This is a genomic window from Nocardioides sp. (assembly GCF_024509035.1).
GTDB lineage: Bacteria > Actinomycetota > Actinomycetes > Propionibacteriales > Nocardioidaceae > Nocardioides.
In genome coordinates, this window is record NZ_JANINT010000041.1 from 1 (window position 1) to 12,064 (window position 12,064).

General features: G+C 72.4%; 10 protein-coding genes. 5 read left to right on the plus strand and 5 right to left on the minus strand.

Annotated features, from left to right (window positions below; all coding sequences use genetic code 11):
* The first annotated feature begins 219 nt into the window (after nucleotides 1–219).
* Complete coding sequence (locus tag Q0L15_RS03840; protein WP_296602371.1) at nucleotides 220–921, plus strand: CPBP family intramembrane glutamic endopeptidase; 702 nt, start codon at nucleotides 220–222, stop codon at nucleotides 919–921.
* Nucleotides 922–958: 37 nt separating this feature from the next.
* Here the strand turns inward: Q0L15_RS03840 and Q0L15_RS03845 are convergent, their stop codons facing one another.
* Together Q0L15_RS03845 and Q0L15_RS03850 are read right to left on the minus strand one after the other, a co-directional pair.
* Nucleotides 959–1,849, minus strand: a complete 891-nt coding sequence (locus Q0L15_RS03845) for an NAD(P)H-binding protein (protein WP_296602372.1) — start codon at nucleotides 1,847–1,849, stop codon at nucleotides 959–961.
* 41 nt (nucleotides 1,850–1,890) lie between these two features.
* On the minus strand, nucleotides 1,891–2,700 hold the full coding sequence (locus Q0L15_RS03850) for a MerR family transcriptional regulator (protein WP_296602373.1): 810 nt from the start codon (nucleotides 2,698–2,700) through the stop codon (nucleotides 1,891–1,893).
* A 68-nt stretch (nucleotides 2,701–2,768) separates the two neighbouring features.
* On the opposite strand from Q0L15_RS03850, the gene Q0L15_RS03855 reads away from it, so the two are divergent.
* From Q0L15_RS03855 to malQ, 3 genes are all read left to right on the plus strand, one after another.
* A complete protein-coding gene (locus Q0L15_RS03855) occupies nucleotides 2,769–3,980 on the plus strand; it encodes an acetyl-CoA C-acetyltransferase (RefSeq protein WP_296602374.1) in 1,212 nt (403 codons plus the stop codon).
* Between the two features lie 98 nt (nucleotides 3,981–4,078).
* On the plus strand, nucleotides 4,079–6,277 hold the full coding sequence (locus Q0L15_RS03860) for a 3-hydroxyacyl-CoA dehydrogenase NAD-binding domain-containing protein (protein ID WP_296602375.1): 2,199 nt from the start codon (nucleotides 4,079–4,081) through the stop codon (nucleotides 6,275–6,277).
* 96 nt (nucleotides 6,278–6,373) lie between these two features.
* Nucleotides 6,374–8,212, plus strand: coding sequence for a 4-alpha-glucanotransferase (gene malQ, locus Q0L15_RS03865; protein ID WP_296602377.1), 1,839 nt, complete (start codon nucleotides 6,374–6,376; stop codon nucleotides 8,210–8,212).
* Here the strand turns inward: malQ and Q0L15_RS03870 are convergent.
* The 3 genes from Q0L15_RS03870 to Q0L15_RS03880 form a co-directional block, all read right to left on the minus strand.
* A complete protein-coding gene (locus Q0L15_RS03870; RefSeq protein WP_296602378.1) occupies nucleotides 8,173–8,934 on the minus strand; it encodes a methyltransferase domain-containing protein in 762 nt (253 codons plus the stop codon). The genes malQ and Q0L15_RS03870 overlap by 40 nt on opposite strands.
* 47 nt (nucleotides 8,935–8,981) lie before the next feature.
* Complete coding sequence (locus tag Q0L15_RS03875; RefSeq protein WP_296602379.1) at nucleotides 8,982–9,329, minus strand: DUF2200 domain-containing protein; 348 nt, start codon at nucleotides 9,327–9,329, stop codon at nucleotides 8,982–8,984.
* 98 nt (nucleotides 9,330–9,427) lie between these two features.
* Nucleotides 9,428–10,813 carry an NAD-dependent malic enzyme gene (locus Q0L15_RS03880; RefSeq protein ID WP_296602380.1) on the minus strand — a complete coding sequence of 462 codons (1,386 nt, stop codon included), beginning with the start codon at nucleotides 10,811–10,813 and terminating at the stop codon, nucleotides 9,428–9,430.
* Nucleotides 10,814–11,004: 191 nt separating this feature from the next.
* Here Q0L15_RS03880 and Q0L15_RS03885 point away from each other — a divergent pair, with 191 nt between their 5' ends.
* Nucleotides 11,005–11,934: a hypothetical protein gene (locus Q0L15_RS03885; protein WP_296602381.1), complete on the plus strand. Its 930-nt coding sequence runs from the start codon at nucleotides 11,005–11,007 to the stop codon at nucleotides 11,932–11,934.
* The last annotated feature ends 130 nt before the right edge of the window (nucleotides 11,935–12,064 follow it).

Below are 12,064 nucleotides of genomic sequence, written 5' to 3' on the forward strand. Positions count from 1 at the left end.
CGGCAGCCGGGAACGGCGCCGGCGGCTCCGGCGGCTCGGCGGGCGGCTCCGGTCGCTCCGGTGGCGCCAACCGCTCGCGGCGCCGCTCCGGTGGCGCGGGAACGAGCACCGGCGGCGCCGCCAAGCACAGCGCCGCGTCGTTCAGCGCCGGGCGTAAGTAGCACCACAGCACGACCGGGTGTGGAGGTCCCCCGAACGGGGGACTCCACTCCCGAAGGGGTGAGCGAACTCGTGATGACCTGGCTGCGCCGCGCGCTGTGGGAAATGGTCCCGCGCGACCACCGGGCCACCCCTGCCGCCCTGCGGCGCCGCCAGCTCGTGACCGCGAGCTTCGTGGTCCTCGGCGGCATCGTGCTCGGTCTCTCGCTGCGCATCGAGCCAGGCAGCGCGTGGTTCTATCCCGCCACGCTGGTCCTGGCGGGGGTGTGGGCCGTGGGCGCATTCGCCTCCGGCCCGCTCCACCTCGGCCGCATCGGCACCGGACCGGACGGCGTCGGCCGGCGCCCGGTGCTGACACCCATCGCGCTCGGCCTGGCGCTGGCGGCGGTGTTCGTCGTCGGGGCGCTGGTCGTGCGCGAGGTGCCGTTCCTCGACGACCAGGTGAGCTCCGTGGTCGAGCACGCCGACCAGGGCTCGTGGCCGCTGCTGGTGGTGATCACCGCGGTGAACGGCGTGGCCGAGGAGCTGTTCTTCCGCGGGGCGGCGTACGCCGCGATCACCCGCCACCCGGTCGTGTGGACGACGGTCGCCTACGCCGTCGCCACGCTCGCCACCGGCAACGTGATGCTCGCGTTCGCCGCGCTGCTGCTCGGCGCCGTGGTCGGCCTCGAGCGCCGCGCCTCCGGCGGCATCCTCGCCCCGATCCTCACCCATTGCACCTGGTCGCTCACGATGCTCTTCGCCCTCCCCGCGCTCTTCTAGACGTTGACCCGCCCGAAACTTTCGGGCGGGTCAACGTCTATGACTCGGCGACGGCGCGGCGGACGGCCTCGCGGTAGCTCAGCGGCTCGCCCGGCACCAGGTCGCGGATGGCGTGGTCGGTGACGATCACCTCGGTGCCCATCGAGTCGATGAGGTTGCGCCCGGTGGTGGCGTCGACGTTGGTGACGAACGAGATCCAGTACGACGAGAGCTTGGGCGTCAGCACGGGGACCGTCATGATCGGCAGCTGCCGGCCCTGGATCACCTCGGCCGCCTGCTGGAGCATCTCGACGTAGCTGAGCTGGTCGGGCCCGCCGATCTCGTACGCGTTCCCGAACGCCTCCTCCCGACCCACCACCCCGGCGAGGTAGCGCACCACGTCGTCCAGCGCGATCGGCTGGGTGCGGGTGCCGGCCCACTTCGGGACCACCATCGCGGGCAGGTTCTTCACCAGCTGACGGGTCATCTCCCACGAGATCCCGCCGGCGCCGACGACGATCGCCGCGCGCAGCACGGTCACGGGCACCCCGGACTCGCCGAGCAGCCGCTCCACCTCGCGCCGCGAGCGCAGGTGCGGCGACAACACGTCGTCGTCCTTGCCGAGCCCGCCGAGGTAGACGATCTGCCGGGTGCCGCTCGCGGCCGCCGCGAGCCCGAACGCTCGGGCCGCGTCGGCGTCCTTGCTCTCGAAGTCGTCGTCGTCGAGCGAGTGCACGAGGTAGATCGCGACGTCCACGCCGTCGAGCGGCGCGGCGAGCGTGCCCGGGTCGCTGACGTCGCCGGCGACCGGCTCACCGGGGCCGTCGTAGGTGTCCGGGTGCCGGGTCATCGCGCGCACGGTGTGGCCGGCCTCGATCAGCGCCGGCACCAGGCGGCTGCCGATGAATCCGGTGGCGCCGGTGACCAGGACGGTGAGGGGCTCGCTCATGCCACCACAGTGGCCGGATCCGGCCGAGTTCAATCCCGCCTTCAATCCTGGGACGTACGACGACTCCGCGCGGCGATCTCCTCGCGGCGGGTCTCGTCCATCGCGGCCTCGTAGGCCGACACCAGGCTGGCGATCGACAGCGGCTTGAGCCGCTCGACCACCTCGCGCAGCTTCTGCGGCGGTGCGCCGGACTCCTTGTAGACCGGCCAGACCATCGTCCGGAACAGCTCGTTGAGCTCCTTGGCGATCAGCCGGCCGTGCTCGGCGTACACCTCGCCGGCCGCGATCGCGGCCTCGGTCGGGAAGCCGAGGTCGAGCAGCCCGAGCCCGACGGAGAGCTGGGAGACCGCGACCTCGTAGCGACCGCGCTTGGTGCGGAACACGATGCCGAGCGCAGCCAGCGTCGCGAGGTCCTCCTCGCTCAGCGTGCGCCCCGTCCGCTTCTCCAGCTCGGTGCGCGACATCTCCACCGGCACGTCGGCCTGCCACGGCGCGAGCATCGTGCGGTGCAGCGCGATGTCCTCGGGAGAGGCGTCCGTGGGGATGCCGGACACGTACTTCTCGATGGCCGAGAGGGTGAACCCGTGCGACTGCAGCTCCTGCACCAGCTCCAGCCGCGCGACGTGGTCGGGGCTGTAGTAGCCGGACCGGCCGCGCCGGATCGGCGGCGGCACCAGGCCCTTGGTCGTGTAGAAGCGGATGTTGCGCACGCTCATGCCGACGCGGTTGGTGAGCTCGTCGAGGGTCAACAGCTCGCGCACCGACTCGACCGGCGACTCAGGCGTCGACCCAGACGTCGACTCAGGCGTCGAGTCGGGCGTGGACCCCGGCGTCGACCTGCTGTCGCTCATGACCCTCCTCACAGGTCGTGACTCAGTCCGTCCCTTGACGGTGACAGTAATAGTGTCACAATCGGTCCATGGCTGAGGCATTCGTGTACGACCACATCCGCACCCCGCGCGGCAAGGGCAAGAAGGTCGGCTCCCTCCACGAGGTGAAGCCCGTCGACCTGATCGTCGGACTCCTCGAGGAGATCAAGGAGCGTAACCCCTCCCTCGACCCCGACCGCGTCGACGACGTGGTGCTGGGTGTCGTGTCCCCGGTCGGGGAGCAGGGCGGTGACATCGCCAAGACCGCCGCCCTCAAGGCCGGCTACCCCGAGACCGTCGCCGGCGTGCAGCTCAACCGCTTCTGTGCCTCCGGCCTCGAAGCGGTCAACCAGGCCGCGTCCCGCGTCCGCGGCGGTTTCGAGGACCTGATCCTCGCCGGCGGCGTGGAGTCGATGAGCCGGGTGCCGATGGGCTCCGACGGCGGCGCCTGGGCCTCCGACCCCGCGACCGCGCTCAAGACCGGCTTCGTCCCGCAGGGCATCGGCGCCGACCTGATCGCGACCATCGAGGGCTGGACGCGCGACGACGTCGACGCGTACGCCGCCGAGTCGCACCACCGGGCCGCGAAGGCCTGGGCCAACGGCTACTTCAACGGCGCGATCGTCCCGGTCCGCGACCAGAACGGGCTCGTGGTCCTCGACCACGACGAGACCGTCCGCCCCGACACCTCGCCCGAGGGCCTCGCCGGCCTCAAGCCGAGCTTCGCCGACATCGGCGCCCAGGCCGGCTTCGACGACGTGGCTCTCGAGAAGTACCACTGGGTCGAGAAGATCGACCACGTCCACCACGCGGGCAACTCCTCCGGCATCGTCGACGGCGCCTCGCTGGTCGCGATCGGCACCGAGGAGATCGGCACCCAGCTCGGCCTGACCCCCCGGGCGCGCATCGTCGCGACCGCGGTCTCCGGTGCCGACCCCACGATCATGCTCACCGGCCCGGCGCCGGCCGCGCGCAAGGCGCTGGCCAAGGCCGGCCTCGAGGTCGGCGACATCGACCTGTTCGAGATCAACGAGGCGTTCGCCGCCGTCGCGATGCGCTTCATGCGCGACATGGGCATCAGCCACGAGATCACCAACGTCAACGGCGGCGCGATCGCGATGGGCCACCCGCTGGGCGCCACCGGCGCGATGATCCTCGGCACCCTGGTCGACGAGCTCCAGCGGCGCGACCTGCGCCGCGGCCTCGCCACGCTCTGCGTCGGCGGCGGCATGGGCATCGCGACCATCGTCGAGATCGTCTAGAGCCGACCGGCCCCGGCACGTCCCCTCCGCTTCGGTGGTTCGAGACAGGCGCTAGCGCGCCTTCCCCAACCACCGGGATCTTCCAGAACAGGACCTCCATGAGCACCAGCACCGAGCAGCAGACCGCCGTCCGCTACGACAAGGACGCCGACGGCATCGTCACCCTCACCCTCGACGACCCGACGTCGAGCGCGAACACCATGAACGAGCTCTACCTCGAGTCGATGGCCGCCGCCGTGCAGCGGCTGTACGACGAGGTCGAGTCCGTCACCGGTGTCGTGGTCGCCAGCGCGAAGAAGACCTTCTTCGCCGGCGGCAACCTCAAGAACATGGTCCAGGCGACCAAGGACGACGCGGCCTCCGTCTTCGCGATGGGCGAGGCCGTCAAGGCCGGCCTGCGCCGGCTCGAGCAGTTCCCGCGGCCGGTCGTCGCCGCGATCAACGGTGCCGCCCTCGGCGGCGGCTTCGAGATCTGCCTGGCCTGCAACCACCGCATCGTCGTCGACGACGACAGCGTCAAGCTCGGCCTGCCCGAGTCGACGCTGGGCCTCCTGCCCGGCGGCGGCGGCGTGACCCGCATCGTCCGGCTCCTCGGCCTGCAGTCCGGTCTCATGGACGTGCTGCTGCCCGGCACCCAGTTCAAGCCGTCGGCTGCACAGACCAAGGGCCTGGTCGACGAGCTCGTCGCCACCCGCGAGGAGCTGGTCCCGGCCGCCAAGGCGTGGATCAAGGCCAACCCGGAGGAGGCCCAGAACCCCTGGGACAAGCCCGGCTACAAGATGCCCGGCGGCTCGCCGACGTCGCCGGCGCTGGCCGGGTTCCTCCCGGCGTTCCCGGCCTTGCTGCGCAAGCAGACCAAGGGTGCGGTCTACCCGGCCCCGCGGGCGATCCTGTCCGCCGCGGTCGAGGGCGCGCTCGTCGACTTCGACACCGCCTCGCGGGTCGAGTCGCGCTACCTGACGAACCTGATCGTCAACCAGGGCTCGAAGAACATGATCCAGGCGTTCTTCTTCGACCTGCAGGCGATCAACTCCGGCTCGCTGCGTCCGCAGGGCATCCCGCCGTACCGCGCGGTCAAGGTCGGCGTCCTCGGCGCCGGCATGATGGGCGCCGGCATCGCCTACTCCTGCGCCCGCGCCGGCATGGAGGTCGTGCTCAAGGACGTCGCGCTCGAGAGCGCCGAGAAGGGCAAGGCCTACTCCGAGAAGCTGCTCGACAAGGCGATCGCCAAGGGCCGCAGCACCGAGGAGAAGAAGGCCGAGCTGCTCGGCCGCATCACGCCCACCGCCGAGCCCTCCGACCTGGCCGGCTGCGACCTGGTGATCGAGGCGGTCTTCGAGGATCCCTCGCTCAAGCAGCGGGTGTTCGCCGAGATCGCGCCGTACGTCAACGGCGACGCGCTGCTGTGCTCCAACACCTCGACGCTGCCGATCACCGAGCTCGCGACCGGCGTCGACCGGCCGGCCGACTTCATCGGCCTGCACTTCTTCAGCCCGGTCGACAAGATGCCGCTGGTCGAGATCATCAAGGGCGCGGAGACCTCCGACGTCGCGCTGGCCAAGGCCTACGACGTCGTCCAGCAGATCCGCAAGACCCCGATCGTGGTCAACGACAGCCGCGGCTTCTACACCTCGCGCGTCATCGGCACCCAGGTCATGGAGGGCCTCGCGATGCTCGGCGAGGGCGTGCACCCGGTCTCGATCGAGCGCGCGGGCACCCAGGCCGGCTATCCCGTCGGACCCCTGCAGCTGACCGACGAGCTCAACATGGAGCTGATGGTCAAGATCCAGAAGGCCAACGCCGACGCCGCCGAGCGCGAGGGCCGGACGTGGGAGCCCTCGGGTGGCGAGAAGGTCGTCGCGAAGATGATCGAGCTCGGCCGCCCCTCGCGGCTCAAGGGCGCCGGCTTCTACGAGTACGACGAGGCCGGCCGGCGCCAGGGCATCTGGAGCGGCCTGGCCGAGGCGTTCCCGCGCGCCGAGCAGCAGCTCCCCCTGCAGGACCTGAAGGACCGGATGCTGTTCATCGAGGCGCTCGAGACCGCCACGTGCTTCGAGGAGGGCGTCATCGAGTCCGCGGCCGCGGCCAACATCGGCTCGATCATGGGCATCGGCTTCCCGGCGATGACCGGCGGCGCCGCCCAGTTCATGCAGGGCTACGAGAACGCTGCCGGTCAGATCGGCCTGGGCGCCTTCGTCGCCCGCGCCGACGAGCTGGCCGAGGCGTACGGCGAGCGGTTCCGCCCCTCGGCGTACCTGCGCGACCTCGCCGCCTCGGGCGGGTCCTTCCCGGCCTGAGCCCAGGACCCCCACGGATGCCCGGCACCGCGGTCGGGCACCGTGGGGGACATGGCCGCCGAGACAGCTGCACGCACGAGTGACGAGCCCGACCGCATGAGCGCGGACGCATGGGGCATCCAGCGCGACTGGATCGACTCCGACGACCGGCCGCAGGTCGTGGCGGACGCGACGATCCAGAGCCTCCGGGCGGTGATCGGCACCCCGCCGCCCGACCTCGAGGAGCGCGCACCCGTCGTCACCCGGCCGGGTCGCGACCCGGGACTGGGCCGCGTGCACGTCACCTGCGAGGACGGGACCGAGCACACCGTCGAGGGCCGGCTGCCCGACGACTTCCCGCTCGGCTACCACCGGCTGCGCACCGCGAGCGGCACCGAACGACGCCTCATCGTCTCGCCGGGCCGCTGCTGGCTGCCCCAGCGGCAGTCGTGGGGCTGGGCGGTGCAGCTCTACGCCGCGCGCTCCGGCGCGAGCTGGGGCATCGGCGACCTCGGCGACCTGCGGTCGCTGCGCGCCTGGACCGAGCGCGAGGGGGGCGGCTTCCTGCTCGTCAACCCGTTGCACGCGGTCGCCCCGACGGCCCCGCAGGAGGCCAGCCCCTACCTGCCCGCCACCCGCCGCTTCCGCAACCCGCTCTACCTCCGCGTCGAGGACGTGCCCGGCTTCGACGCGGCGGACGTCGACGCCGAGGAGGTACGCCGGGTGGCCGGCGAGCCGCTCGTCGACCGCGACGCGGTCTGGGCGGTGAAGGGGCTGGCGCTCGCGGCGGCGTACGGCCGATCGGCAGCCGACCCCGCGTTCACGGCCTGGCGCGAGGCGCAGGGTGCCGCGCTCGAGGAGTTCGCCACCTGGAGCGCGCTGGCCGAGGAGCACGGTCCCGACTGGCACGCCTGGCCCGAGAGCCTGCGCCGCCCGGACGCAGCCGCCGTGCACGCCTTCCGCGCCGACCAAGAGCAGCGGATCGGCTTCCACGCCTGGCTGCAGTGGCAGCTCGACGCCCAGCTGCGCGAGGCCTCGGGAGAGCTGACCGTGCTGCAGGACCTCCCCATCGGCGTCTCCGGCGGCGGCGCCGACTCCTGGGCCTGGCAGGACACGCTCGCCCAGGGCGTCGCGGTCGGCGCTCCGCCCGACGCGCTCAACAGCCTGGGCCAGGACTGGGGCTCGCCGCCGCTGGTGCCGTGGCGACTGCGCGAGGCCGAGTACGAGCCGTTCATCCAGTCCGTGCGCGGCACCATCGCCGGCGCCGGGGGACTGCGGATCGACCACGTGATGGGGCTGTTCCGGCTGTGGTGGATCCCGGCCGAGGCCGGGGCGACCGACGGCGCCTACGTCCGCTACCCCAGCGACGACCTGCTCGACATCGTCGCGCTCGAGTCGCACCGGGCCCGGGCGGTCGTGGTGGGGGAGGACCTCGGCACCGTCGAGCCGGGCGTGCCCGAGGCCCTGGCCGAGCGCGGCATCCTCTCCTACAAGGTGCTGTGGTTCGAGGAGGACGACCCGGCCGACTGGCCGGTCGGCGCGCTGGCCACCGTCACCACCCACGACCTGCCGACCGTCGCCGGTCTCTGGACCGGATCGGACGCCGAGGAGCAGCTCGTGGCGACCGGCATGCCCGAGGCGGACGTGCGCGGCGGGCGCGAGGACCTGCTCGAGCGGCTCACCCGCGACGGGCTCGCGACGCACGCGTCGCCGGCCGACGCCGTGGAGGCGGCGTACGTGCAGCTCACCCGCGCGCCTTGCCTGCTGCTCCAGCTCTCCCTGGAGGACGCCGTGCTCGAGGAGCGCCGGCCGAACATCCCGGGCACCGTCGAGCGCGTCAACTGGCGGATCCCGCTGCCGGTCCCGGTCGAGGAGCTCGCGGACTCCCCGCAGGCGGCGCGACTGGTGGCGCTGGCTCAGCGACGCATCAAGGCGAAGACGCCCCAGCCGAGATAGGTGCGCTGGTAGGTCACGTGCCGCCACGGTGCCGTGTCCAGCTCGGCGCGCAGCTGCGGCGCCAGCGCGTCGTCGGGGTGCTCGTCGAGCCAGCGACGGGTCGTCAGCCACTGCGCCGCGGCGTAGCGGTCCCAGTCGTCAGGGGTCGCCAGCACCATCTCGACCACGTCCCAGCCCAGGTCGCCGAACCCGCGGACCAGGTCCGGCAGCGGCCGGAAGTCCTCGCGCGCCCCGACCTCGCAGCCGCGGACGGTCTCCTCGTCGGGCGGCTCCTGGATCCAGTACGGCTCGCCGACCAGCAGCAGGCCGCCGGGGCGCAGGCTGCGCTCCATCAGCGCGAGGGTCCCCGCCAGCCCGCCGCCGATCCAGGTGGCGCCGAGGCACGAGACGACGTCGTACGCCGGCGCGCCGACGTGCTCGCCGGCGTCGGCGTGCACGAGCTCGACGCGGTCGGCGACGCCGAGCTCGCCGGCGCGAGCCGTCGCGGCCGCGATGAAGTCGGCACTGATGTCGACCCCGGTGCCGGAGACGTCGTGGTCGCGTGCCCAGGTGCAGAGCATCTCGCCCGAGCCGCAGGCCAGGTCGAGCACCCGCATCCCCGGCTCGAGCCGGAGGGCACGGCCGAGGATCGCCAGCTTCTCCTCGCTGAGCGGGTCGTGGATGCGGTGCGCCGCCTCGCGGATCTCGAAGGGGCGTAGGAAGGCGGGCGTGGGCGTGTCCATGTCCCCATCCGACCGCACCCGGGTCGCGGGGCGACAGAGGATTTCGACTAGTCCGGCGAGCGCAGCACCTTGCTCATGGGCCGGCCCTTGGCGAGCTCGTCGACGAGCTTGTCGAGGTAGCGGATCTTCTGCATCAGCGGGTCCTCGACGCTCTCCACCCGCACCCCGCACACGGGACCGGTGATCAGCGTGGCGTGCGGGTTCAGCGTCGCCTGGTCGAAGAAGTCCTCGAACGTCGTCTCCGCCTCGAGGTGCCGACGCAGCGCGTCCTCGTCGTAGCCGGTGAGCCACCGGATCACCTCGTCGAGCTCCTCGACCGTGCGGCCCTTCTTCTCCACCTTGGCGACGTAGTGCGGGTAGACCGAGGCGACGCTCGTGGTGAAGATCCGGTGCACGGGCCGAGGCTAGCGCCGCGCCACGTCGGCAGGAAGGTTCGGCCGGAAGGTCGCTCGGGAGGCCGGCGGTGCCTCCCGCCGCAGCCGGCTGGACCGTCTCAGGCCGGGGTCGCGGCCTCGCGGACGGCGTCGGCCACCGCGGTCGCGACCCGCGGATCGAAGACCGAGGGCACGATGTAGCTGGCGTTCAGCTCCGACGGCGAGACGGCGTCGGCGATCGCGGAGGCCGCCGCGAGCATGACCTCCTGCGTGATCTCGTGACTGCCCGAGTCGAGCATCCCGCGGAAGAACCCCGGGAAGGCCAGCACGTTGTTGATCTGGTTGGGGTAGTCGGAGCGGCCGGTGGCGACCACTGCTGCGTGCTGTCCCGCCGCGACCGGGTCGACCTCCGGGTCGGGGTTCGCGAGCGCGAAGACGATCGCGTCGCCGGCCATCGTCGCGATGTCCTCGCCGGTGAGCAGGTCCGGCGCCGAGACGCCGATGAAGACGTCCGCCCCGGCCAGGGCCTGCTCGAGTGGGCCCGCGAAGCCGTCCTGGTTGGTGTGGTCGGCGATCCACTGCCGGGCCGGGTCGAGGTTCTCCTGCCCGCGATGCACCGATCCGGTGCGGCCGCAGGCCACGATGTCGGTCGCGCCCTGGGCGTGCAGCAGCTCGATGATCGCGTGGCCGGCCGCGCCCACGCCGCTGACGACGATGCGGACCTGGCTCAGCTCCTTGCCCACGACCCGCAGGGCGTTGGTGAGGGCGGCGAGCACCACGATCGCCGTACCGTGCTGGTCGTCGTGGAAGACGGGGATGTCGAGCTCCGCACGCAGCCGGGCCTCGATCTCGAAGCACCGGGGGGCGGCGATGTCCTCGAGGTTGATGCCGCCGTAGACCGGCGCGATCGCCTTCACGATCTCGATGATCTTCTCGGTGTCCTGGGTGTCGAGGCAGACCGGCCACGCGTCGACGTCGGCGAACTGCTTGAAGAGTGCCGCCTTGCCCTCCATCACCGGCAGCGCCGCCGCCGGACCCAGGTTGCCCAGCCCCAGGACCGCCGAGCCGTCGGTGACCACGGCGACCGTGTTGCGCTTGATGGTGAGGCGGCGAGCGTCCTCCGGGTTCTCCGCGATGGCCAGGCACACCCTCGCCACCCCCGGGGTGTAGGCACGAGAGAGGTCGTCACGGTGCTTGAGCGGCACCTTCGGCACCACCTCGAGCTTGCCCCCGAGGTGCAGCAGGAAGGTGCGGTCGCTGACCTTGCGGACCGTCGCGCCCTCGACGCGGTTGAGCGCCTGCGTGATCACGTCGGCGTGGTCGAGGTCCGAGGCGTCGCACGTGACGTCGACGACGATGCGGTCCGCGAGCGACTCGGCCACGTCGAGCGCGGTGACCGAGCCGCCGGCGCCGGTGACGGCGGCGACGACGTCGCCGGTGGCTCGCGCGGACGAGGGCACCTCCATCCGGACCGTGATCGAGTAGCCGGGACTGGGAGTTGCCATGACGCCCCTCGGTTCTGAGTGCTGGGTGGTGCGGGCCGAGCGTAGCGCCGCCGTCACCGGCGAGCGCCGTGAACCGTCCGGGCATGTCGACGGCACAAGTGGTGGGCAGGAGCGGACATCCGAGACACGGAGGCAGGGCGATGGTGGCGGCGAGGCGAGCGAGAACGTCGGCATGGACGGCAGCGACGGCGGTGGGGCTCGGGCTTCTCGTGGCCTGCGGGGGAGGTGGCGGCTCCGAGCCGCGGCCGGGCGCCGGAGCGGGGGCCGGCCTGGCCGATCACGAGATCGTCTTCACCCGGCAGGACGGGGCGGACGGCGCCGACCTGTGGCTCGTGCGGCCCGACGGCAGCGACCCGGTGCGGCTCACCGACGACCCCGGCGTCGAGCTCATGGCGGCGTGGTCGCCCGATGGCGACCAGGTCGCGTACGCCGGGGGCGAGTCCCCCGACGGTCCCTTCGACCTGTTCGTCCTCGACGTCCGCAGCGGCACGGCTCGACAGGTCACCCGGACACCGGACCGCTGCGAGTCGGCGCCGACGTGGACCCCGGACGGCGGGGATCTCGTCTATGCGAGCCGTGACTGCGCCACGCAGGCGGACGGCATCTTCACCATCCCCGTCGGCGGTGGCCAGGAGCGACGGCTCGTCGCCGCGGGCTCGTGGCCCGACGTCGGGCCCGACGGCCGGCTGCTGTACTCGGCTCCGGTCTCCGGCGACCCGTGGTGGGTCCAGCGGGTGGTGGTCAGCGAGCCGGACGGCTCCGACCCGGTCGACGTGACCCCGCAGCGGTTCGAGTCGGCCTCCGAGGCGACCTGGTCGCCCGACGGCGGGCGGATCGCCTTCGTGGCCGCTGCCGGGGACCCGGGAGCCGAGGACGTGGAGTCGTGGAACGAGGAGGTCTACGTCATGGACGCCGACGGCGGCGACCCGCGCCGGGTCACCACGGCGCCCGGCAACGACCACTGGCCGCCGTCGTGGTCGCCGGACGGGCAGCACCTGGTCTTCAGCGCTGACGGCGTCCCGGCGTCGGGCGAGGTGGCGACGGTGGACCTCGAGACCCTCGTGGTGACCGCGCTCACCGACAACGACGTGCACGACCTCCTGCCCGCCTGGCGTCCCTGACGAACCGGGGCCGGGCTCGAGCGCGCCGGGCCCTAGGTTGAGGGCATGGGTGTGGTGCTGCTGGTCCGACACGGTCAGGCGTCCTTCGGGGCCGACGACTACGACGTGCTGTCCGCGACCGGCTGGGAGC

Coding starts and splice junctions, on each gene's coding strand:
- Q0L15_RS03845 (WP_296602372.1), bottom strand. CDS start 1,849: ATGAGCGAGCCCCTCACCGTCCTGGTCACCGGCGCCACCGGATTCATC.
- Q0L15_RS03850 (WP_296602373.1), bottom strand. CDS start 2,700: ATGAGCGACAGCAGGTCGACGCCGGGGTCCACGCCCGACTCGACGCCT.
- Q0L15_RS03855 (WP_296602374.1), top strand. CDS start 2,769: ATGGCTGAGGCATTCGTGTACGACCACATCCGCACCCCGCGCGGCAAG.
- Q0L15_RS03860 (WP_296602375.1), top strand. CDS start 4,079: ATGAGCACCAGCACCGAGCAGCAGACCGCCGTCCGCTACGACAAGGAC.
- malQ (WP_296602377.1), top strand. CDS start 6,374: ATGAGCGCGGACGCATGGGGCATCCAGCGCGACTGGATCGACTCCGAC.
- Q0L15_RS03870 (WP_296602378.1), bottom strand. CDS start 8,934: ATGGACACGCCCACGCCCGCCTTCCTACGCCCCTTCGAGATCCGCGAG.
- Q0L15_RS03880 (WP_296602380.1), bottom strand. CDS start 10,813: ATGGCAACTCCCAGTCCCGGCTACTCGATCACGGTCCGGATGGAGGTG.